Here is a 20,556-nt window from a genome sequence, read left to right on the forward strand (position 1 = left end):
CGAGGCACTGATTTCAACCTGGCGAGAATGAGCCGCTCGGAATGGTCACGCGGCAATCCGTTGATGCCAAAGTCCTCGTCAACTGGTCCCAGTGCAAACCCGAACGCGAAAGTCGCACAGCCTCGCGCTGTTCGGGCGTGGCTGTCAATAACTTTGGCGACACGGTGTACGGCACGCGCAGAGTGCGGCCGTCGGACAGTTCGACGGTAAAGCTGTCGACGGAGAAATTGACCGCCACGGGGTGCGGCGTCACGTCGTGCTCTGATGTCAAGCGGGTATGTGTCAACCTCGAACGCTGTGCCGACCGATGTACGGGCGACCGCGTATAAGCCGGCCGAGACCGAAACCCACCACCGATGCGGCCACTGGCACGAGGAGCAACGGCGCCGATGACCGCACGATTTTCCACCAATCAACTGCTGCCCAATCCCAGCCAGCATGCATCGTCGTCTCCCTCGCATCGGTAGCACCAGTATAAGCGCCGCGCACTTGCATTTGGGCTCAAGGATTTGCAAACGACAGCCGTAATCCTGTTGCCGGCAGAGTGTCGGCCGGGCGCGTGCGTCCGTTGCAACCATACAAGAGGAACACGAGGAAACTGATGGCAAAGATTGAGTCGTACAAGGCAAAACCGACGCCGCTCATTTTCGAAGACGAAGAGAGCACAAAACAGGTAAGCGCGCTGCTCGAGTTTGGTGGGTGGAATCCCGCAAAGAAGGCAATGACACCGATTCGCGTGGGCGCACTGGCTGCAAAACCTGGCGCACCGATGATTAGCTGGGTATTTGACAGCCTGGCGGCAGCCGCAGAAGCCGGAGTGCTCGAGGGGGAGGAGTGGCTGAAGCAGGTGTTTGCAAGCGACGACGACTTGCAAGTGCTGGTGGAACTACTGCAGGAAAGTGGCGATGTCTGGTGGTTGAATGACCGCCATTTTTGGGCACTCCAGCACCTCGGCTTAAATGAAGATGATGCGGCGACTTACACTGGCGTCGCCAATGCACTAGCACAGATTGCTGAAGACGCCTGAGCGCAGCGGCACGCCATAGATGTGAAAAAGGCCATGCTCCGAAACCGGAACATGGCCTAATTTTCATGGTGCGTGAGGCCGGACTCGAACCGGCACGAGATTGCTCCCGTCAGGACCTAAACCTGGTGCGTCTACCAATTTCGCCACTCACGCGAATTTTTATACCTGGCAGGCGGGACCGCTGCGATATCGCGTGCGATACAGCCCTCTGCGAGACGTCGAACTTCTGCGAGACGCCGCAAGAACCCTTATTCTACGCGGGTTCCGGCGATTTTCAGTCCTGCACCCACCAAGTGGAGCGTCAGGACCTAAACCTGGTGCGTCTACCAATTTCGCCACCCTCGCAGCCGGGCAAAACGCTGTGCGTTCTGCCCGTTGTCCTGCAGGCTCACGATCGCGTAAAAAAACCGCGCCCGAAAGCGTAAGCGCGAGATTCTAACCGATTGATTCGCGCTTGTCTGCATTTGCGCATGCATCTGCCCGAGGGACGTCGATGCTACAATTTTTGGCTAATTGCACGCGCGCCGTGCCCTCTTCGCCTGCCCTTCCCCCACATTCCAATCCCGTGAATTTCGACGAATATTGCCAGCAGAAAGCGGCGCCGCCCGGATCGAGCACTTACTATGCGCTTCGCCAGGCTCCCGCGGCAAGCCAACCGCTCCTGACCGCGCTGTTCGCGCTGCGCCGCGAGTTCGAGGAAACCGTCAAGGAAACCAGCGATCCGGCCATTGGCCGCACCAAACTCGCGTGGTGGCAGAACGAAATCGCAGCGCTCGCGTCGGGCTCGCCGTCGCATCCGGTTTCAAAGGCGCTGGCGGCTTATCTGCCCGACGTGCAGAGCGAGTATCCGGCGTTACAGGCATTGCTCGCCGGCTTCGAAATGGACCTCGATCAGGCGCGCTACCTCGACTACCCGAATCTGCGGCGTTACGTGCAAGGGGTCGGCGGGACCTTCGCGTCGCTGGTCGCGCGCGCTACGGCAAAAGACGGCGCACAGGCGCCGAGCTGGTCCGCGCCGCTCGGTGAGGCGTTGCAGCTCGCGCAGTTCGTCGTCGAAACCGGCAATGATGCGCGCCACGGCCGCATCTATATTCCGATCGACGAAATGCAGCGCTTTAACGTCACCGCGGCGGATCTGATCAATCGGAAATATACCGATGCGTTTACCGAGCTGATGCGTTTCGAAACCAAACGGGCCCGCGATGCGCTGCATGCCGCGCTCGCCGCCATACCCGCGAATGAGCGGCGCTCGCAGCGCACTTTGGTGGCGCAGGCGGCACTCGCCTTGGCGCTGCTCGATGAAATCGAACGCGACGGCTATCACGTGCTGCATCAGCGCATCGCGTTGACGCCGATCCGCAAACTTTGGATCGCGTGGCGCGCGAGGTAAGCGAGGTATGCGAGGTATGCGAGGTAAGTGGGCTAAGTGGCCTAAGCGGGCCTGGCGGGCGACACAATGGCCGCCTCCTCATGCTGAGGCGCAAGCGCCGCCAACTATTAGACACCTGCTAGCAACGACGTCGGCTCGAACCGCTCCTCCAAGATCGTACGCGTCGAGTTGGCTGCCCACCTCAAGCTGATGTGCAAACCCCGCTAATTTTCAGACCCGTAGCAACGGCAGCGGCTCGAACCGCTGCTGAAGGATCGTGGATGCGTCGAGTCCCCACCACGGCCCGAGGACGGTCGCATAGAGTTGCCGGAAATCGACGCCGACCGGCAAATTGCCATTGCCGTCGAGCCGGGCAAGCACCGGCGGCACGCCATACAACCCGCCCAGCACGCGCCCGCCCATCACGAAATGCGGCGCCACGGTGCCGTGGTCGGTGCCGTTACTCTGATTCTCACGCGGACGCCGGCCGAATTCGGCATAGGTCATCACCAGCGTCTCATCCCAACGGCCGAGCTCCGTCAGCGCCGACTTCATCGACGCAAACCCCTCGGCCAGTTGTTTGAGCAGTGCCGTCTGCTGACCGGGCTGGTTCTGGTGCGTATCGAAACCGTTCAACGTCAAACGGATCACCGCGACGCCCTGCCCGCTCTTCGGCTGTCCCTGGAGCGTGTTTCCCACGGGGACTTGCTTCGGGGCGTCGCTGGCGGCGAGCACTTGCATCGCCGCCCTGATCGAACTGCCGAATGCCCCGCCGGGGAACACCGTCTTCAATTGCGCCTCACCTTGCGTGGGACGCAGATGGTCGGCGGCTTTCACGATGTCGTTCTCGACGTCGAGAATGTGCGCCAATTCCGGATTACGCTCGTGCAGCGACACTGGTGTCGCGAGACGCGCAGCCTTGACGAACTGCGCCGGATTGACCAGCGCGATCGCACGTGCGCCGTTGGCAAGCGGTCCCATTTCCGCGCTGCCGATCACCAGGCCGTCGGCCGCAAAACCGGCGGGCACCGGCGTCTGCGCGAATGCCCGCGTGAGCCAGCCCTCGCGCAGATATTGGTCCGACCGCGACGCGGTATCCCAGATCTCGATCGAGCGGAAATGCGACAGGTTCGGTTGCACATAGCTGACGCCCTGCACGATCGCCAGTTGCCGGCTTTGCCAAAGCGGCATCAGCGGCTGCAACGACGGATGCAGCGCGGTGCGCTCGTCGAGTTGAATCGCGTGCTCGCGTTTGATGCCGATGTTTTTGCGCAGTTGATAGTAAGTGGGATCGGCAAACGGAATCACGGTATTCAAACCATCGTTGCCGCCCTTCAGTTCGACGAGAATCAGCAGGTTGCCATAGCCGCGATTCGTTGGGCTGCTCAGGGCTGCCGCCGCTTGTGCCATTTCTGCTGCTGATGTCGCTTCTGCCGCTTCTGCAGCTTCCGCGCCGAACGCGCGTGGCAACCAGAGTGTCGCGCCGGCGGTTGCGCCCATCGAGAGAAAGCTGCGTCGGTTCATCCTGCACCTCGTTCGATTGTCATGGCGCGTGTCCTGTTGCCGTCGACGGACCGTTCATTTCCGCTGCTCATCGTCGCCAGACAGTTGAGCGGTTCAATTCCGCCGCCGGCCCCGGTAGTTCACTTCAACTGATACGCCGGGTCCATCAACAACGCCTCCAGATAAGCGCTGGCGGTCGAATCGGTGTCGATTGCGTCGACCGGCGTGAGCGGCAAGGCCGCGTGCTGCAACTGGAGCTCGGCCGAAAGCCCGGGCTTCGCCGTCGGCGCGGTGTTGTACTGCGCAAGCCATGTGCCGATGTCAAAGCGCACGCCGCCTTGGCCTGCCTGGCCGATGCGCGCCATTGCGCGTTGCAGTGGAGATTTCGTCTGCCTGTTATCTGCTGCGGCGCTCGCCGCGATCTTTGCATTCGTCGGAGTACTCATGCGTTGTGGACCGGCGGCCTCAGTCGCGCGAAACAGTTGCTCGACGAATTGCTTGCGCGCAAGCAGCGTCGAACTATTGATCCATATCGTACCGCCCGGCCACCCTTTGACGTTCGGCGGGTAAAACAGGTTCTCGTCGAGTGTGCGGAGCTGCGCCGCGAACGGCGCCGGGTTGTCATAGCCGATATCGAACGCACGCAATGTCCCAACAACGAACTCAACCGGCGATTTCACAAGGACGCCGCGATCGTCTTCGCTTCAGAACGCGTCGCTCATGAAGAGGCCGCGCAACGCCACCTTGATATCGTAGTGACTCGCGCGGAACTGCGCGGCGATCGGTGCAATGCGAGTGGGGTCCGGCGTATCGGAGACGAACTCGCGCCACAGCCTGGTTGTGACGAAGGTCGCGGTTTCCGGTCGCGCAAGCAGGATGTCGAGCACCTGATCGCCGTCGAGCGGACCGGTTTGACCAGGCACGGTCTTGTCGCCGTCGTCGTGCTGGTTGGCACGCCACACGTAGGCTTGAGTGTCGGGATCGAGGCCCCATCCCGTGTAGGCACGCGCCGCTTCCGATACGTCGCGCTGCGTGTAATGCCCTTCGCCGAGCGTGAACAGTTTCATTACCTCGCGGGCGAAATTTTCATTGGGCTTGCCCTTGCGATTGCTCGCGCCATCGAGGTATTGCAGCATCGCCGGATCTTTCGCGAAGGCGTGCAACAGTTCGCCGAAGTTGCCGAGCGCGTCGCGTCGCAACAGCATGTTTTGCTGCTCCATCTGCTGCGGATAGTGAACCTTGTCCTGACCCGACGTGAAATGGTTATGCCAGAAGAGCGTCATGCGCTCGGTCAATGGCGACGACGTGCTCAAGATCTCGCGCACCCACCATGCACGTAACAATTCGTAACGCTGACCGCGCAGTTTTTGCTCGTCGTGGCGCCGGTCATCTGTCCATGTCTTGAGGATTTCGCGAGTCGGGATCGGTTCGAGCACCCAGTCCGGCAGCGGCGTGACAGCTTCGGTTCGAGCTGTCGCCAGCACCTTGTCGACGGCCTGCTCTCGCCTGAGTCCAACGTATTGCGCGAGCTCGCCGCTATCGGGCGCAAAGCCCACGCGCGTCAGGAAGATGTGCGCGTCGTCGGCGTCAAGGATGTCCTGCTCGTTAGAGGAAAGAGTTGACCGAGCAGACGGCGCGCGATGTTTGCCATGGAGAGCATGAGCCGCGCCTTGCTGCACAGCTGACGCCGGAACCCACCAGCAGGTCACGGCCGCGAGCGCGGCGGCGGTGACTGCAAGGCGTCGGCTGCTACCATGACCGCCTGTCAGCGATTTCATCATCGATCATCCGGTTGCGAGGCGTCGCCAAAGGAATTTCGCGCATGAAATCGCGCTGCGCTCTGGCGACTCAACGGGCAGACGGAACGGCAAAGTTGACGGGCGACGCGCAACGGAATCTTTCGCGCGCGCACAAAGCGCGCCTGGCGCGCCCGGCCCAGGCACGAAAATGGCTACCGTTTATAGAGTTCCCGGACAGCGTCTTCGATGTGCTGCCGTAACAGACGCCGTTCGTCGGGCGTCATATGACCATCACGACGACGTTGATCAAGATCGGGGGGGACCGCAGTGCGCAACATGATGTCTGACGCAGGGCTTTCGTTGGTGGGGGGGTGGCGATTCGACCTGGGATTAGCGGACCTGGGTGCGCGCTCGCTCGCAGCTCTCTCGGCCGTGGGCTGGGCGTGGGCGAGCGTTGGTCCTAGTGTGCCTGCAAGCGTCCCGGCTACCGCCAGTGCAATTACGCTTAGGCGCACATTCGGCCAAACCCCTCCCTTCATGTTGTTCCCTTCGTGGCGCGGCAACCGGCTACCTCAAATGCGTATACAGACCCCGGTAGCGAGCCGGGTGCGAGAGTTTTAGTCGAGTGAAGTATCCACCGAACAGCCGCATTCAGTAAAGGAGTCTACCTGCCCCTGCTTTACGTCGTGCCACAGTGCGGGTAAATTTTGTAACTGACTGTAACCCGCTAAATGATGCAACCGCGCACCCCTTTCTAATCGCGCTAAGATGCCGACCATGGAAACTAAAAACCCTTCGAAAATCCTCGTCGTCGACGACGATCCGCGCCTGCGCGATCTGCTGCGCCGCTACCTTGGTGAACAGGGCTTCAATGTCTACGTTGCCGAGAACGCGCCGTCCATGAACAAGCTTTGGGTGCGTGAGCGATTCGATCTGCTCGTGCTCGATCTGATGCTGCCGGGTGAAGACGGCCTGTCGATCTGCCGCCGCTTGCGCGGCAGCAACGACCGCACGCCGATCATCATGCTGACAGCCAAGGGTGAAGACGTTGATCGTATCGTCGGGCTCGAAATGGGCGCCGACGACTATCTGCCCAAACCGTTCAACCCGCGCGAACTGGTCGCGCGGATTCATGCGGTGCTGCGCCGCCAGTCGCCCTCGGAGTTGCCGGGCGCGCCGTCCGAAACCACCGAAGTGTTCGAGTTCGGCGAGTTCGCGCTGAATCTCGCCACGCGCACGCTGACCAAGGCCGGCCAGGAAATTCCGCTGACTACGGGTGAGTTCTCGGTGTTGAAGGTATTTGCGCGCCACCCGCGTTCGCCGCTGTCGCGTGAAAAGCTGATGGAGCTTGCGCGCGGCCGTGAATACGAAGTGTTCGACCGCAGTCTTGACGTGCAGATTTCGCGCCTGCGCAAGCTGATCGAACCTGATCCAGGCAGTCCACGTTTCATTCAGACCGTTTGGGGTCTGGGCTACGTGTTCATTCCTGACGGCGCAGCCTGAGATTGCTCTCATCTACTGTGTCGACCAGAGTTGGCGCTTTAGCGCCTTATCTCTGGTCCCATGCAAAGCAGTCGACCAGAGTTGGCGCTTTAGCTGTCGACCAGAGTTCGCACTTCAGCGCAATAACTCTGGTCCCGTGCAAGATAGTTTCCAATAAGAAGGGCCCATGCGGATCGACCGGCGCCTCCTGACGCTCGCGTTCGGCGGCCTTTTCTGGCGGACCTTTCTGTTGATCGCGCTGCTGATCGCAGTCAGTCTCGCCGCGTGGTTCCAGAGCTTCCGGGTGATCGAACGCGAGCCGCGCGCACAGCGCGTGGCTTTGCAACTGGTTGCCATCGTCAAGCTCACACGCACTGCGCTCCTCTATTCCGATCCCGACCTGCGGCGCGCCCTGCTGCAGGATCTGGAGAGCAATGAAGGGGTGCGCGTGTACCCCCGCGAAACCACCGATAAGTACAAACTCCAGCCCGACGAGTCGCTGAACCGGCTGATCGAACACGACATTCGCGGCCGCCTCGGCGACGACACGGTCATTGCACAGAGCGTCAACGACATCCCCGGCGTCTGGATCAGCTTCAAAATCGACGACGACGACTACTGGGTAGCGCTCGACCGCGATCAACTGGACAACGCGACAGGCTTGCAATGGGCTGGCTGGGGGGTGTTCGCGCTGGCGCTATCCCTGTTTGGCGCGGCCTTCATCACAAGTCTCGTGAACCGCCCGTTCGCCCGGCTCGCCATGGCCGCGCGCAAGGTGGGCTCGGGCCAGTCGCCTGAGCCCTTGCCTGAACGCGGCATGGGTGTCGCCGCCGAGACCAATCGCAGTTTCAACCAGATGGTGCAGGACCTCGAACAACTCGAGGCCGACCGCGCGCTGATGCTCGCGGGTATTTCACACGATCTGCGCACACCGCTTGCACGCCTGCGGCTCGAAACCGAAATGAGCCCGTCCGATCAGGCCACCAAAGACGCGATGGTCGACGACATCGAGCAGATGGACATGATCATCGGCCGGTTCCTCGATTACGCTCGTCCGGTACAGCGGGTACCGGAGCCTGTCGATCTGTCGGTGATCGCCGGCGAATTGGCCGCGCGGATGCAGAGCGAGGACAGCATGCGGCTGATCACGCGTCTTGCGCCGTCGGCCGTGATCGAGGCAGATGAAACCGACATGCGGCGCGTGGTCGGCAATCTGCTGGAGAACGCGCGCAAATACGGCTTGAGCGATGGCGACGGCATACCGCATGTGATTCTCGAAACGCGGGTGTCGCACTCACGGGTCGAGTTGTCCGTTGTCGACGAAGGACCCGGAATTCCTGAAGACCAACTGGCCCTTGTCACACGACCGTTCTACCGTGTGAACTCGGCGCGCACCCAGGCGAACGGCACTGGGCTGGGCATGGCCATTGTGCAGCGACTGGTCGGCCGTTATCGCGGCGCGCTGCGACTGCGCAACCGCACGCCGGGACCTGGGCTCGAAGTGACGATCGAGTTTCCGCTGGCAAAAGGCGCCTGATTTGCCGCGCCTCTGCACGGTTTCTGCGACCACCGGCCGCGTCGAATATCAGCACGCGACTTGCTACTATCAAACTAGTGGACGAGCGATCCAATAGGCCAATATCGGGGACGACTAACGTGCTCGTTATGGCGAGCCGGTAGCCTCAGCATGCAATTTTTCCATCAGACGAAGGAGTATTCGCATGAAAACCGTTGGCGATAAAGTCGAAGCGTTCACCGTCACTGCTGCCAAGCCGGGCTTCAATAACCACGAAGAAAACGGCGTTTCCGCATTCGAAGAGATCACGGAGCAGTCATTTCCGGGCAAGTGGAAGATTATCTATTTCTACCCTAAGGATTTCACGTTCGTCTGTCCGACGGAAATCGTCGAATTCGGCAAACTGGCCAAGGATTTCGAAGAGCGCGATGCGGTCTTGATGGGCGGCAGCGTGGACAACGAATTCGTCAAGCTGGCATGGCGCCGTGAGCACAAGGACCTGAGCAAGCTGAACCATTATTCATTCGGCGACGTGAAGGGCGAGCTGATCGACCAACTGGGCGTGCGCGACGCGGAAGAAGGCGTGGCGCTACGTGCAACGTTCATCGTCGATCCGGACAACACGATCCAGCACGTTTCGGTGAACAACTTGAACGTCGGCCGCAATCCGGAAGAAGTGCTGCGTATTCTGGACGGTTTGCAGACGGACGAAGAGTGCCCTTGCAATCGCGCAGTCGGCGGCTCAACGCTGTAGGGAGCGCTGTCGGAAGCTTGCAAAGCTTGAATGATGATTAATGCTGTTGCGCAGTGTATTGCTGCTGAGGGGAGTAGTTGTTTGGTGCGATAGCGCGAATGAGGTTTTTTTGCTGCGCGCTAGTGCGTTTGTGAATGTTTTTGGTGTTTTTGTTTTTTTTGGTTTTTTCTGGTTTGGCTTGTTGGTGTTTTCTTGATGTGGTTGCCTGTGCGGTGCTTATTATCTGTTTTCTCATGGTTTTGGCCTTTCCTTGAATTGTTATTGGTCTATTAGTGTTGCCCCTGTGCGAGGCGGCACTTACTTTCTCTGCCGCCGCAAAGAAAGATAAGCAAAGAAAGCGGCTCACACCGCTAATTCTTAAGCGGGTCCCCCGCACAGTCGCGGTAGTGGTGCATCTGGAATCTGTGTTTTCGCACATTTGGCGTGAGTGACCAGGCAGTCATACTTCCGGCGGCGCTGCGCGCGCCGAAGAGCAGGGCATACACCACTCGCTACGCTTTAGCGCTATCGTTTGCGCGGTTCCATGGCATGTCATTGCACCGCCACCGCGACTTCAATAGCGGAATACCGCCAAGCGGGTTTGCCCATGAAGTGCAGAAACGATTCGCCGAGGCAAGGCCAACAGCCCCCACCACGCTCAAACGGAGCCGTGGTTTCCCAAGCAGACCCATCCGCGACGCTCGCAGTGCGGAGTGGGAGCTGATGATGGCTTTGTCACTAAAGCTAAATGTGCGAAAGCACAGATTCCAGACGCACCACTACCGTGACTGTGCGAGGGGCCCGCTTATGCGCTAGCGGTGTGAGCCGCTTTCTTTGCTTATCTTTCTTTGCGGCGGCAAAGAAAGTAAGTGCCGCCCCGCACAGGGGCAACACTAATAGACCAATAACAAATCAAGGAAAGGCCAAAAGGTCAATTCAAGGAAAAGCCAACCCCGCAGGCAAACACACAATCAAGCGCCGCGAAGGCAAACAAAACAGCAAAACCCCAACGCCGCAGGCATCCAGAAGCAAGCGCCGCACGGCAAAAAAACCAACCATCAATTCTTGATTAACAAAACCACAGCCTGCGCCTCAATCCCTTCCCCACGCCCGAGGTAACCCAGCTTCTCATTAGTCTTGGCCTTAACATTCACCCGCTCAACCGGCAGGTCAAGATCCGCAGCGATATTAGCCCGCATCCCTTCAATATGAGGCGCCAGCTTGGGCGCCTGCGCCACCACACTGCTATCCACATTAGCAATAGAAAACCCAGCAGCCTTAACCCGAGCAAGACATTCCCGCAACAAAACCCGGCTATCCGCGCCAGCAAACGCCGCATCGGTATCGGAAAAATGCCGCCCAATATCCCCCATCGCGGCAGCGCCAAAAATCGCGTCCGTAATCGCATGCAACAGCACATCCGCGTCCGAATGCCCAAGCAGTCCGCGCTCATAAGGAATCGTCACGCCGCCGATAATCAACGGACGTCCCGGCACCAGCGCATGCACGTCATAACCCTGCCCAATTCTAAAATCCATATGCGTCAAGCCCTCGATTCCATTAACTAAAATTTGATTGATCCAGATTGATCCACTCAGGAAGCCGAAGACGGCCGACTCAGAATCGCCTCGGCCAGATCGAAGTCTTCCGGATACGTAACCTTGAAGTTGCGCAAATTGCCCTGAACCAACTTCGGCGCGTGTCCCAGCCATTCGATTGCGCTTGCTTCGTCAGTCAGATCGTGACCGTCAGCCTGCGCGCGCAAAATCGCCGTGCGCAACATGCCAATGCGGAACATCTGCGGCGTCTGCGCCTGCCACAGCCCATCGCGCGCTTCGGTGCGGGCGATTCGCCCGTCGGACGACCCCGCGTCGATCCGCTTCAAGGTGTCCGCCACCGGCAACGCCATGATGCCGCCCACCGCGTCGTCCTTCAGCGCACCGGTCAGCGTGCGGATCAACGAAGGCGTAATGCCCGGCCGTGCCGCGTCGTGCACCAGCACCCAATCGTCGTCGTGCGCGCCGAATTCGGCCAGCGCGTGCAGGCCGTTCAGGACCGACGCCTGGCGCGACGCCCCGCCCGAGCGACGCACGGCAAAACGCAAGCCGCTGAAACGGCGGGCGTCGAAGTGCTGGTCGTCGGGGGCAATCACGACAAGGGTTTGCGCAAACTCGCTGCAGGCGTCGAAAGCCGCCAGCGAGTAATGCAACATGTCGCGACCGGCGACAGTGCGATATTGTTTGGGCATCGCGGCGCCGGAACGGCTGCCGATGCCTGCGCACGGAATCAGGGCAAATAGACGGGAAGTCACGAGTGCGGATGCCGCGAGGTCAAAGTAAAGGACGGATTTTATAATAGGTCCTTCGCATCCACGCCCCGACACGCGTAAACTTGCCGATCACGTGTGAGCCTGAGGCCGCTTTTTCTCTTTTATGCCAGACATCGCCGCAACATCGCAGTACTCCCCGCCCGTCGCGCTCGTCAAGGCCGGTCAGCGTTTTGCCTTCGACGGCACGCACGGTTCGTCCGACGCGCTGCTGATCGCCCGCTACCATCTCGCCTATCGCGAGAAGGTGCCGCTGCTGGCGGTCGTCTGCGAAAGCGCCGTCGACGCGCAGCGCCTCGCGCAGGAAATCGGTTTTTTCGCGCCCGAGGCACGCGTGCGCCTGCTGCCGGACTGGGAAACGCTACCTTACGATACTTTCTCGCCGCACCAGGATCTCGTCTCCGAGCGGCTCGCCACGCTGCACGATCTCGGCGAAGGCCGCTGCGACATCCTGCTGGTGCCCGCCACCACCGCGCTGTACCGCATGCCGCCCGCCTCGTTCATGGCGGGCTACACGTTTTCCTTCTCGCAAGGCGAGCGCCTCAATGAAGCCAGACTGAAAGCGCAGTTGACGCTCGCCGGCTACGAACACGTAAGCCAGGTGGTGCGTCCTGGCGAATACTGCGTGCGCGGCTCGCTGCTCGACCTGTTTCCGATGGGCTCGGCCCTGCCGTACCGGATCGACCTGTTCGACGACCAGGTCGACTCGATCCGCGCGTTCGACCCTGACACGCAGCGCAGTCTCTATCCGGTGAAGGACGTGCGCTTGCTGCCCGGCCGCGAATTCCCCTTCGACGAAGCCGCCCGCACCGCCTTCCGCAGCCGCTGGCGCGAAACCTTCGAGGGTGATCCGAGCCGTGCGTCGATTTACAAGGATATCGGCAACGGCGTGCCATCGGCGGGCATCGAATACTATCTACCGCTCTTCTTCGACGAAACGGCCACGCTGTTCCACTATCTGCCCGAGGGCGCGCAACTGGCGTTCGTCGGTGATCTGGACGCGGCGATCAAGCGCTTCACCAACGACACGAAGCAGCGCTACAACTTCCTGTCGCACGACCGGGACCGGCCGATTCTGGAACCGCAGCGGCTGTTCCTCTCGGACGAGGATTTCTTCACGTTCGCCAAGCCGTTCGCGCGGCTCGTCCTGCCAGCCAACGCGGGCGGCGGCTGGTCCGTGCCGCTGCCCAATCTCGCGATCGACCGCCATGCGGAAGATCCGGTTTCGGCATTGCGCGCCTATCTCGACACCACGCCGAACCGCGTGCTGTTCGCCGCCGAATCGGCCGGCCGGCGCGAAACCCTGTTGCAGTTGCTCGCCGACAATCATCTGTGGCCGGCGTCGAGCGACAGCTTCCAGGACTGGCTCGTCGGCGACGCGCGTTTTTCGCTAGGCGTCGCGCCGTTGGCCAACGGCTTTGCCGTGCCGGCCGACGGCTTCGCGATCATCACCGAGACCGAGATCTACGGCCCGCTCGCGCGCCGCACAGGGCGGCGCCGCCAGGAACAGGCCAGCAACGTCGATTCAATGGTGCGGGATCTGTCCGAGCTCAAGGTCGGCGATCCGGTCGTGCATTCGCAGCACGGCATCGGCCGCTATATGGGCCTCGTCACGATGGATCTCGGCGAAGGCGAGACCGAGTTTCTGCACCTCGAATACGCGAGCAACAGCAAGCTCTACGTGCCGGTCGCTCAGTTGCATGTGATCTCGCGCTACAGCGGCGCGGATCCGGAAAGCGCGCCATTGCATTCGCTCGGCTCCGGCCAGTGGGAAAAGGCCAAACGCAGAGCCGCTCAACAGATCCGCGACACCGCTGCGGAACTGCTGAACCTGTACGCTCGTCGCGCCCTGCGCGAAGGCCACGCATTCACGCTCGAACCGAAAGACTATGTGAAGTTCGCCGAGAGCTTCGGCTTCGAGGAAACCCCGGACCAGGCCGCCGCGATTGCCGCGGTGATCGGCGACATGACCAGCGGCAAACCGATGGATCGCCTCGTTTGCGGCGACGTCGGCTTCGGCAAGACCGAGGTGGCCTTGCGCGCGGCGTTCATCGCGGTGATGGGCGGCAAGCAGGTTGCGCTGCTCTCGCCCACCACGCTGCTCGCCGAACAGCACACGCAAACCTTTACCGACCGTTTCTCCGATTGGCCGGTGCGCATCGCCGAACTGTCGCGCTTCAAGTCGACCAAGGAAGTCAACGCGGCGATCCAGCAGATCAACGAAGGCACGGTCGATATCGTGATCGGCACGCACAAGCTGCTGTCCTCGGATGTGCAGTTCAAGCGGCTGGGCCTCGTGATCATCGACGAGGAACACCGCTTCGGCGTGCGCCAGAAAGAGGCGTTGAAAGCATTGCGCGCTGAAGTCGACGTGCTCACGCTCACCGCCACGCCGATCCCGCGTACGCTCGGCATGGCGCTCGAAGGCCTGCGCGATTTCTCGGTGATCGCCACCGCGCCGCAAAAGCGGCTCGCGATCAAAACCTTCGTGCGCCGCGAAGAAGACAGCGTGATTCGCGAAGCCATGTTGCGCGAATTGAAACGCGGCGGCCAGGTGTACTTCCTGCACAACGAAGTCGAGACAATCGAGAATCGCCGGCAGATGCTCGAAGCGCTCGTACCTGAGGCACGTATCGCGGTCGCGCACGGACAGATGCATGAGCGCGAACTCGAACGCGTGATGCGCGATTTCGTTGCACAGCGCGCGAACGTTCTGCTGTGCACGACGATCATCGAAACCGGTATCGACGTGCCGAGTGCCAACACGATCCTGATTCACCGCGCCGACAAGTTCGGTCTCGCGCAATTGCACCAGTTGCGTGGCCGCGTCGGCCGCTCGCATCACCAGGCGTATTCGTATCTGCTGGTGCATGACCCGCAAGGCCTGACGAAGCAGGCGCAGCGCCGTCTCGAAGCCATCCAGCAGATGGAGGAACTCGGTTCGGGCTTCTATCTGGCAATGCACGACCTCGAGATTCGCGGTACGGGGGAAGTGCTCGGCGACAAGCAATCGGGCGAGATTCACGAGATCGGTTTCCAGCTCTATACCGACATGCTGAACGACGCCGTGAAGGCGCTCAAGGAAGGCAAGGAGCCGGACCTCACCGCGCCGCTCGCCGCGACCACCGAGATCAATCTGCACGCGCCCGCGATTCTGCCGGCGGACTATTGCGGCGACGTGCAGGAACGTTTGTCGCTCTACAAGCGCCTCGCTAATTGCGAACACAACGATTCGATCGACAGCATTCAGGAAGAGTTGATCGACCGCTTCGGCAAGCTGCCACCGCAGGCGCATGCGCTGGTCGAGACGCATCGTCTGCGCCTCGCGGCCAAGCCCTTGGGCATTTCGAAAATCGATGCGGGCGAAACCGTAATCGGCTTGCAGTTCATCCCTAATCCGCCGATTGACGCGATGCGGATCATCGAGATGGTGCAGAAACACAAGCACATCAAGCTCGCCGGCCAGGACAAGCTGCGTATCGAAACACGCAGCCCCGACCTGGCCGTGCGGGTGGCGACGGTGAAGGAGACCTTGCGCGCACTCGGAACGCCCAGCCGCGGCACGGCGGCCGCGGCTGCCGTGCGCTAACGTACCGCGTCGTCGCGCTGCTGGCGCGCCGGTATTGCGTCGACACCGGCGCAACTACCGGCACTCACGCCGGCACGGTAAAAACGGCGTACGTCTAGCCGTTTGTTCATTCATGCTGCGGTGCGAAAACGCGTGCCGCAGCATACGGGCGAGCTTTTTTTGGGTATGATCGAAAGACTCAAATGCCGGAGTCTTGTCATGTCTCATGTCGCTGAATCAGCACAGTCCTCGCCAACGTCCGCTTCTGAATCGAATGCTTCTTCGCCCGCCACGCTCCCTGCGTCGCTTCCCTGGGTAACCCGTCTCGTGTCGATGGACACGGTGAGCCGCAATCCGAATCTCGGTCTGATCGAGACCGTGCGCGACGAACTGCGCGCAGTCGGCATTGAAGCCACTCTCACTCACGACCAAAGCGGCAAATGGGCCAATCTGTTCGCGACGATTCCCGCACACGACGGCGAGACCAACGGCGGCGTGGTGCTGTCGGGCCATACGGATGTCGTACCCGTAGACGGTCAGCAATGGGACAGCGATCCGTTCAAGCCGGAGATCCGCGGCGACAAACTGTATGGCCGTGGCACTTGCGATATGAAAGGCTTCATCGGCGCGGCGCTTTCGCTCGTGCCCGACATGCAACGTACCAAACTCGCCAGGCCGATTCACTTCGCGTTGTCGTTCGACGAAGAAGTGGGCTGCGCCGGCGCGCCGCTGCTGATTGCCGATCTGATGAAGCGCGGCGTGAAGCCGGACGGTTGCATTGTCGGCGAGCCGACCAGCATGCGCCCGATCGTGGCGCACAAGGGCATCAACGCGTATCAGTGCTGCGTGCGCGGCCAGGCGGCGCATTCGTCGCTCACACCGAAGGGTTTGAACGCCATCGAATACGCTGCGCGCCTGGTCTGCTACATCCGCGATATGGCCGATCAATTCCGCGCGCAAGGCCCGTTCGACGAACAATATGACGTGCCCTTCACCACGGCACAAACCAGCACGATCGTGGGCGGCAATGCGATCAATACCGTGCCGGCCGAATGCAAATTCCAGTTCGAATTCCGCAATCTGCCCACGCTCGATCCCGAACCGATCTTCGCGCGCATCGATCAATACGCGCGCGAAACGCTGCTGCCGAAAATGTTGCGCGAGCATCCATCTGCTGCCATCGAGATCACGAAAATCGCTGCCGCGCCCGGACTCGATTCGTCTGAACAAGCCGCGATCACGCAACTCGTGCGCGCGCTGACCGCCGACCAGGACAAGCGCAAGGTCGCGTACGGAACCGAAGCCGGCCTGTTCTCGCTGGCGGGCATTCCAAGCATTGTGTGCGGCCCCGGCGACATCCAGCAGGCCCACAAGGCCAACGAATTCGTCGCATTGGATCAGCTCGTGGCATGCGAGCGCTTCCTGCAAAAATTCATCCACAGCATGTCGGTTGAGGCACACGTGCACTGAAACCGACCGACGCAACAAGAGTCTTAGACATACCGAGGAAAAAACACGCCCACGCCATGTCAACCGCCACGCCGCAGCACACCGACCATACGATCGACGGCGAGCCGATCCCCACGCTCGACGCCATCGCCACACAGCACTTTGCATTGACGCCGTGGGTGGCGCGAACGCCGGTGTTCGACCGGCTCGACTTTCCGTCGCTGGAAGGCACGGTTGTGAACTTCAAGTTCGAATTGCTGCAAGCAGGCGGCAGCTTCAAGGCGCGCGGCGCGTTCACCAACCTGCTCGCCCTCGACGAAGCGCAACGCAGCGCAGGCGTCACCTGTGTCTCGGGCGGCAATCATGCGGTAGCGGTGGCGTATGCGGCCATGCGTCTTGGCATCAGCGCGAAGGTCGTGCTGTTTCGCGCGGCCAATCCGGCGCGCGTCGCCTTGTGCCGGCAATATCACGCCGACATCGTGTTCGCGGAAGACATTGCCGAAGCGTTCGAACTCGTGCGCGCTATCGAGGCAGAGGAAGGCCGCTATTTCGTGCACCCGTTCAACGGTTATCGCACGGTGCTGGGTTCGGCCACGCTCGGCTATGAATGGGCCACGCAAACACCGGATCTCGAAGCGGTGATCGTGCCGATCGGCGGCGGCGGTCTCGCAGCCGGCGTGGCCACCGCCATGCGGCTCGCCAATCCGCGAGTACACGTGTACGGCGTCGAGCCGGAAGGCGCGGATGCAATGGGCAAAAGCTTCGCGGCCAATCACACAGTCAAGATGGGCCACATGCACGGCATTGCCGATTCGCTGATGTCGCCGCATACCGAGGAATACAGCTACGAGTTGTGCCGCCGTCATATCGACCAGCTCGTGACCGTATCCGACGACCAGTTGCGCGCGGCCATGCTGACCTTGTTCGGACAACTTAAGCTAGCCGTCGAACCGGCCTGCGCCGCGGCAACGGCTGCGCTGCTCGGACCGCTGCGCGAATCCCTGCAAGGCAAGCGCGTAGGCGTACTGCTGTGCGGCACCAATACCGACCCGGTCAGTTTTGCCGCGCATATCGAACGGGCCCGCCATAGCCAGTCACAGTTTCCAGTATAAATGGCCTTGAGTTCTTTCCGTGCGAAAGCCTGGCCGAAAGACTAGCCTATCCTTCTCAGATTGGTATGATTCAATTATCGACTTCTGGGAGAAACGCATATGAGCATGATCAAGGAGTTCAAGGAATTTGCCCTCAAAGGCAACGTAATGGATCTCGCCGTCGGGGTGATTATCGGCGGCGCATTTTCCACCATCGTCAATTCAATTGTTAAAGACCTGATCATGCCGGTTGTCGGCGTCGCCACCGGCGGCCTCGATTTTTCCAACAAGTTCGTGCGCCTCGGCGATATTCCCCCGAGCTTCAAAGGCAGTCCGGAGTCTTATAAAGACTTGCAAACGGCCGGTGTCGCGGTGTTCGGTTATGGCTCGTTCATCACTGTGGCCATTAATTTCCTGATCCTCGCATTTATCATTTTCCTGATGGTCAAATTCATCAACAATCTGCGCAAGCCGCTTGAGGCCGCACCGGCAGAGCCGCCGCCCCCGCCGGAAGACGTCCTGCTGCTGCGTGAAATCCGCGATTCGCTGAAGAACTCGCCGCCGCGCTAGGCAACTGAAGCCACGCTGAGTCACATTAAGCTGAGTTAACAATTCGCGCCGGCACATTACCCGGCGCGAATAAAAAAGGCCTGTTGCGAAGAAAATCGCCACAGGCCTTTTTCATGCCCCGCGCACATTACGCCGAACCAATCGACGCAGCGAACCCTTTAAGCGTCGTTAAGCGTTCTTTTCCGCCTTCAGACTCACGGCGCTTTCGATCATCGTTTCGAGCTGTCCGAAATTGACAGGCTTGGTCAGATGCGAAGTAAAGCCCGCGCTCAGGCAACGGCGCACATCTTCATCCGTACCGAAGCCGGTTAATGCGACCGCCGGCGCATCCGAATGCTCGCGGAACGCTTTGACGAAATCGAGGCCGGTGCCATCGGGCAAGCCGACGTCGCTGATCACCAGATCGAACGTCTGCGACTGAGTGGCGGCCAGTGCGTCGTCCACACGGCCCACCGTCGTCACGTCGTGACCCAGGCTGCGAATCAGCTGCTCCATCACTTCGGCGGTATCCACGTGATCTTCGATCAACAGAATGGTCAGCAGACCATGAGGATGCACCTCATCGGGCGTTGCAACGGGTGTTGATTCGACCGGCGCGGCCGCGGTGGGCAGCGTGATCGTGAACGTCGCGCCGCAGTGCGCGCCCGGGCTCTGGGCGATCACCGTGCCGCCGTGCACATCGGTCAGCGCCTTGGTGATCGCAAGCCCAAGGCCCAAGCCACCGAACTGCCGCGTCATGTTCTGGTTGCCCTGTTCGAATGCATTGAACAGTTTGCCGATCTGCTCGGGCTCGATGCCGATGCCCGTATCTTCAACCGAGATCTGCACGTGCATGCGTTCATCGCGTGTGCGCACATAGATATGGCCGCCGTCGGGCGTGAACTTGGCGGCGTTGCGAATCAGGTTCCACAGCATCTGTTGCAAGCGCGCGCGGTCGGCGAGCACGTAGTGGTTCTGAGCGTTCTTGCAGACGTGCACGTCCTGCTGCTTGACCTGAATCTCGCTTCGAAAGAGTTCGAGCACGCTGTCCATCACTTCGTGCACGTCGACGGTTTCGAGCGACAGACGCAGCTTGCCGTTCGCCACGCGCGTGAGATCGAGCAGATCGTCGATCAGGCGCGCCTCGAGTTCGACGTTACGGCGGATCATACGCACGCTCGCGCGCGCCTGATCCGGCAGACCCGGAATCATCTCCAGCACGCTGGCGCCCGCCAATACCGGCGTAAGCGGCGTGCGCAATTCATGCGACAGCATGGCGAGGAAGCGGTCCTTCGCACGATTGGCTTCTTCGGCGATCTGGCGGGCGGCCTGCTCCGAGGCGAGCAGCCGTTCGCGTTCCTCGATGGCCTCGCGCTGGGGATGAATGTCCGTGCAGCTGCCGAACCATTTGCTGACGTTGCCTTCGGCGTCGCGCGTGGAGATCGCGCGGGCGTCGAACCAGCGATATTCGCCGTCGTGGCGGCGAATCCGCAGTTCGTGCCGATAATCGCTGGCACGGCTCGTCACTGCTTTGAGCCAGGTACGACGAATCTCTTCGCGATCATCGGGATGCACCGCTTCGAGCCACGCGAGACCGTACGAACGGCTTTCCGTCAAGCCCGTGTAGTCGAACCACTGCTTCGAAAGGAAATCGCAATCGCCCGCGGCATTGCAGGTCAGCACGAGGTGTGGCAACGCCTCTGACAAGGTCCGGTAGTGCTGTTCGCGGTCGCGCAGCAGCAATGCTTCGTCCGACGCCTTCTGCAAGCGCACCTGCGAGAGCACCCGCTCCACCGCCTCGGGCAGGTAATCGAGGTAGTCGCCGGATTTCGGCACCACATCGGATACGCCGGCGCGCAATGCCTCGATCACGCGAGATTCGTCAGTGAAACCCGTCACGAGGATGGCGGGAATCCGCACACCTTCCGCGCGCAAGCGGCGAAAGAAGTCGAGGCCGCTCTCCGCACCGCTCAACTGATAGTCGAGCACGAGCAGGTCGGGCGCGCCCGTGGCGAGCCGCTCGCGGGCGGCCTCGACACCCGGGCAGATGGCGACACGGCAGCCGGCACGTTCGAGCGACTTGCGCGCGAGCCGCAAGATGCCTTCGTCGTCATCGACGACCAGCACATACGCGGCGGACTGCGTGGGCACTTCCTGGGTCATGCGGAGTCTTCTTTGGCTAGGTCTGGTGTGGTTATCTTGTC

17 protein-coding genes, 1 tRNA gene and 1 pseudogene are annotated in these 20,556 nt (G+C 61.0%); 10 read left to right on the forward strand and 9 right to left on the reverse strand.

The features are described from left to right. Positions 1-13: 13 nt before the first annotated feature. Positions 14-253, reverse strand: coding sequence for a DUF2442 domain-containing protein (locus P0D84_RS11195; protein ID WP_408336152.1), 240 nt, complete (start codon positions 251-253; stop codon positions 14-16). Positions 254-601: 348 nt separating this feature from the next. Here P0D84_RS11195 and P0D84_RS11200 point away from each other — a divergent pair, with 348 nt between their 5' ends. Next, positions 602-1,027: a hypothetical protein gene (locus tag P0D84_RS11200; protein ID WP_408336155.1), complete on the forward strand. Its 426-nt coding sequence runs from the start codon at positions 602-604 to the stop codon at positions 1,025-1,027. Positions 1,028-1,093: 66 nt separating this feature from the next. Here the strand turns inward: P0D84_RS11200 and P0D84_RS11205 are convergent. After that, positions 1,094-1,180: transfer RNA gene (locus P0D84_RS11205), tRNA-Leu, on the reverse strand. A 412-nt stretch (positions 1,181-1,592) separates the two neighbouring features. Between P0D84_RS11205 and P0D84_RS11210 the strand changes: the two genes are divergently transcribed. Next, entirely contained in the window at positions 1,593-2,417 is an 825-nt protein-coding gene (locus P0D84_RS11210) for a squalene/phytoene synthase family protein (protein WP_408336158.1), read from the forward strand. 210 nt (positions 2,418-2,627) lie between these two features. Here the strand turns inward: P0D84_RS11210 and P0D84_RS11215 are convergent, their stop codons facing one another. The 3 genes and pseudogenes from P0D84_RS11215 to P0D84_RS11225 all read right to left on the reverse strand — a co-directional run bounded on the left by P0D84_RS11215 (position 2,628) and on the right by P0D84_RS11225 (position 6,177). Then, positions 2,628-3,920: a DUF1501 domain-containing protein gene (locus P0D84_RS11215; RefSeq protein ID WP_408336161.1), complete on the reverse strand. Its 1,293-nt coding sequence runs from the start codon at positions 3,918-3,920 to the stop codon at positions 2,628-2,630. Positions 3,921-4,039: 119 nt separating this feature from the next. After that, a pseudogene (locus P0D84_RS11220) lies at positions 4,040-5,677 on the reverse strand (DUF1800 domain-containing protein). Between the two features lie 173 nt (positions 5,678-5,850). Beyond that, positions 5,851-6,177, reverse strand: a complete 327-nt coding sequence (locus P0D84_RS11225) for a hypothetical protein (protein ID WP_408336164.1) — start codon at positions 6,175-6,177, stop codon at positions 5,851-5,853. A gap of 229 nt (positions 6,178-6,406) precedes the next feature. Here P0D84_RS11225 and ompR point away from each other — a divergent pair, with 229 nt between their 5' ends. From ompR to P0D84_RS11240, 3 genes are all read left to right on the forward strand, one after another. Continuing rightward, positions 6,407-7,141 carry an osmolarity response regulator transcription factor OmpR gene (ompR, locus tag P0D84_RS11230; protein WP_408336167.1) on the forward strand — a complete coding sequence of 245 codons (735 nt, stop codon included), beginning with the start codon at positions 6,407-6,409 and terminating at the stop codon, positions 7,139-7,141. A 166-nt stretch (positions 7,142-7,307) separates the two neighbouring features. Beyond that, positions 7,308-8,657 (forward strand): ATP-binding protein, encoded by a 1,350-nt coding sequence (locus P0D84_RS11235; protein WP_054039512.1) that lies wholly within the window; start codon positions 7,308-7,310, stop codon positions 8,655-8,657. A 184-nt stretch (positions 8,658-8,841) separates the two neighbouring features. Next, on the forward strand, positions 8,842-9,390 hold the full coding sequence (locus tag P0D84_RS11240) for a peroxiredoxin (protein WP_408336170.1): 549 nt from the start codon (positions 8,842-8,844) through the stop codon (positions 9,388-9,390). A gap of 37 nt (positions 9,391-9,427) precedes the next feature. Here P0D84_RS11240 and P0D84_RS11245 read toward each other — a convergent pair whose 3' ends face one another. Then, a complete protein-coding gene (locus tag P0D84_RS11245; protein WP_408336173.1) occupies positions 9,428-9,736 on the reverse strand; it encodes a hypothetical protein in 309 nt (102 codons plus the stop codon). Positions 9,737-10,189: 453 nt separating this feature from the next. On the opposite strand from P0D84_RS11245, the gene P0D84_RS11250 reads away from it, so the two are divergent. Continuing rightward, on the forward strand, positions 10,190-10,438 hold the full coding sequence (locus P0D84_RS11250; RefSeq protein WP_408336176.1) for a hypothetical protein: 249 nt from the start codon (positions 10,190-10,192) through the stop codon (positions 10,436-10,438). On the opposite strand, the gene ispF is transcribed toward P0D84_RS11250, so the two are convergent. Together ispF and ispD are read right to left on the reverse strand one after the other, a co-directional pair. Beyond that, complete coding sequence (ispF, locus tag P0D84_RS11255; RefSeq protein ID WP_408339786.1) at positions 10,428-10,907, reverse strand: 2-C-methyl-D-erythritol 2,4-cyclodiphosphate synthase; 480 nt, start codon at positions 10,905-10,907, stop codon at positions 10,428-10,430. The genes P0D84_RS11250 and ispF overlap by 11 nt on opposite strands. A gap of 56 nt (positions 10,908-10,963) precedes the next feature. After that, positions 10,964-11,680 (reverse strand): 2-C-methyl-D-erythritol 4-phosphate cytidylyltransferase, encoded by a 717-nt coding sequence (gene ispD, locus P0D84_RS11260; RefSeq protein ID WP_408336179.1) that lies wholly within the window; start codon positions 11,678-11,680, stop codon positions 10,964-10,966. Between the two features lie 121 nt (positions 11,681-11,801). Here ispD and mfd point away from each other — a divergent pair, with 121 nt between their 5' ends. The 4 genes from mfd (at position 11,802) to mscL (ending at position 18,373) form a co-directional block, all read left to right on the forward strand. After that, a complete protein-coding gene (gene mfd, locus P0D84_RS11265; RefSeq protein ID WP_408336182.1) occupies positions 11,802-15,284 on the forward strand; it encodes a transcription-repair coupling factor in 3,483 nt (1,160 codons plus the stop codon). A gap of 198 nt (positions 15,285-15,482) precedes the next feature. Further along, a complete protein-coding gene (argE, locus tag P0D84_RS11270) occupies positions 15,483-16,733 on the forward strand; it encodes an acetylornithine deacetylase (protein ID WP_408336185.1) in 1,251 nt (416 codons plus the stop codon). Between the two features lie 56 nt (positions 16,734-16,789). Then, positions 16,790-17,824 (forward strand): pyridoxal-phosphate dependent enzyme, encoded by a 1,035-nt coding sequence (locus tag P0D84_RS11275; RefSeq protein ID WP_408336188.1) that lies wholly within the window; start codon positions 16,790-16,792, stop codon positions 17,822-17,824. Positions 17,825-17,923: 99 nt separating this feature from the next. Beyond that, positions 17,924-18,373, forward strand: coding sequence for a large conductance mechanosensitive channel protein MscL (gene mscL / locus P0D84_RS11280; protein ID WP_408336191.1), 450 nt, complete (start codon positions 17,924-17,926; stop codon positions 18,371-18,373). 168 nt (positions 18,374-18,541) lie between these two features. Here mscL and P0D84_RS11285 read toward each other — a convergent pair whose 3' ends face one another. After that, a complete protein-coding gene (locus P0D84_RS11285; protein WP_408336194.1) occupies positions 18,542-20,515 on the reverse strand; it encodes a hybrid sensor histidine kinase/response regulator in 1,974 nt (657 codons plus the stop codon). Positions 20,516-20,556 lie beyond the last annotated feature (41 nt).

Source organism: Paraburkholderia sp. RL17-337-BIB-A (assembly GCF_046025895.1).
GTDB lineage: Bacteria > Pseudomonadota > Gammaproteobacteria > Burkholderiales > Burkholderiaceae > Paraburkholderia > Paraburkholderia fungorum_C.

Bases quoted from the DNA above. Each gene is read 5' to 3' on its own strand.
- P0D84_RS11200 (WP_408336155.1), top strand. From the start codon at position 602: ATGGCAAAGATTGAGTCGTACAAGGCAAAACCGACGCCGCTCATTTTC.
- P0D84_RS11215 (WP_408336161.1), bottom strand. From the start codon at position 3,920: ATGAACCGACGCAGCTTTCTCTCGATGGGCGCAACCGCCGGCGCGACA.
- P0D84_RS11225 (WP_408336164.1), bottom strand. From the start codon at position 6,177: ATGAAGGGAGGGGTTTGGCCGAATGTGCGCCTAAGCGTAATTGCACTG.
- ompR (WP_408336167.1), top strand. From the start codon at position 6,407: ATGCCGACCATGGAAACTAAAAACCCTTCGAAAATCCTCGTCGTCGAC.
- P0D84_RS11235 (WP_054039512.1), top strand. From the start codon at position 7,308: ATGCGGATCGACCGGCGCCTCCTGACGCTCGCGTTCGGCGGCCTTTTC.
- P0D84_RS11240 (WP_408336170.1), top strand. From the start codon at position 8,842: ATGAAAACCGTTGGCGATAAAGTCGAAGCGTTCACCGTCACTGCTGCC.
- ispF (WP_408339786.1), bottom strand. From the start codon at position 10,907: ATGGATTTTAGAATTGGGCAGGGTTATGACGTGCATGCGCTGGTGCCG.
- mfd (WP_408336182.1), top strand. From the start codon at position 11,802: ATGCCAGACATCGCCGCAACATCGCAGTACTCCCCGCCCGTCGCGCTC.
- argE (WP_408336185.1), top strand. From the start codon at position 15,483: ATGTCTCATGTCGCTGAATCAGCACAGTCCTCGCCAACGTCCGCTTCT.
- P0D84_RS11275 (WP_408336188.1), top strand. From the start codon at position 16,790: ATGTCAACCGCCACGCCGCAGCACACCGACCATACGATCGACGGCGAG.
- mscL (WP_408336191.1), top strand. From the start codon at position 17,924: ATGAGCATGATCAAGGAGTTCAAGGAATTTGCCCTCAAAGGCAACGTA.
- P0D84_RS11285 (WP_408336194.1), bottom strand. From the start codon at position 20,515: ATGACCCAGGAAGTGCCCACGCAGTCCGCCGCGTATGTGCTGGTCGTC.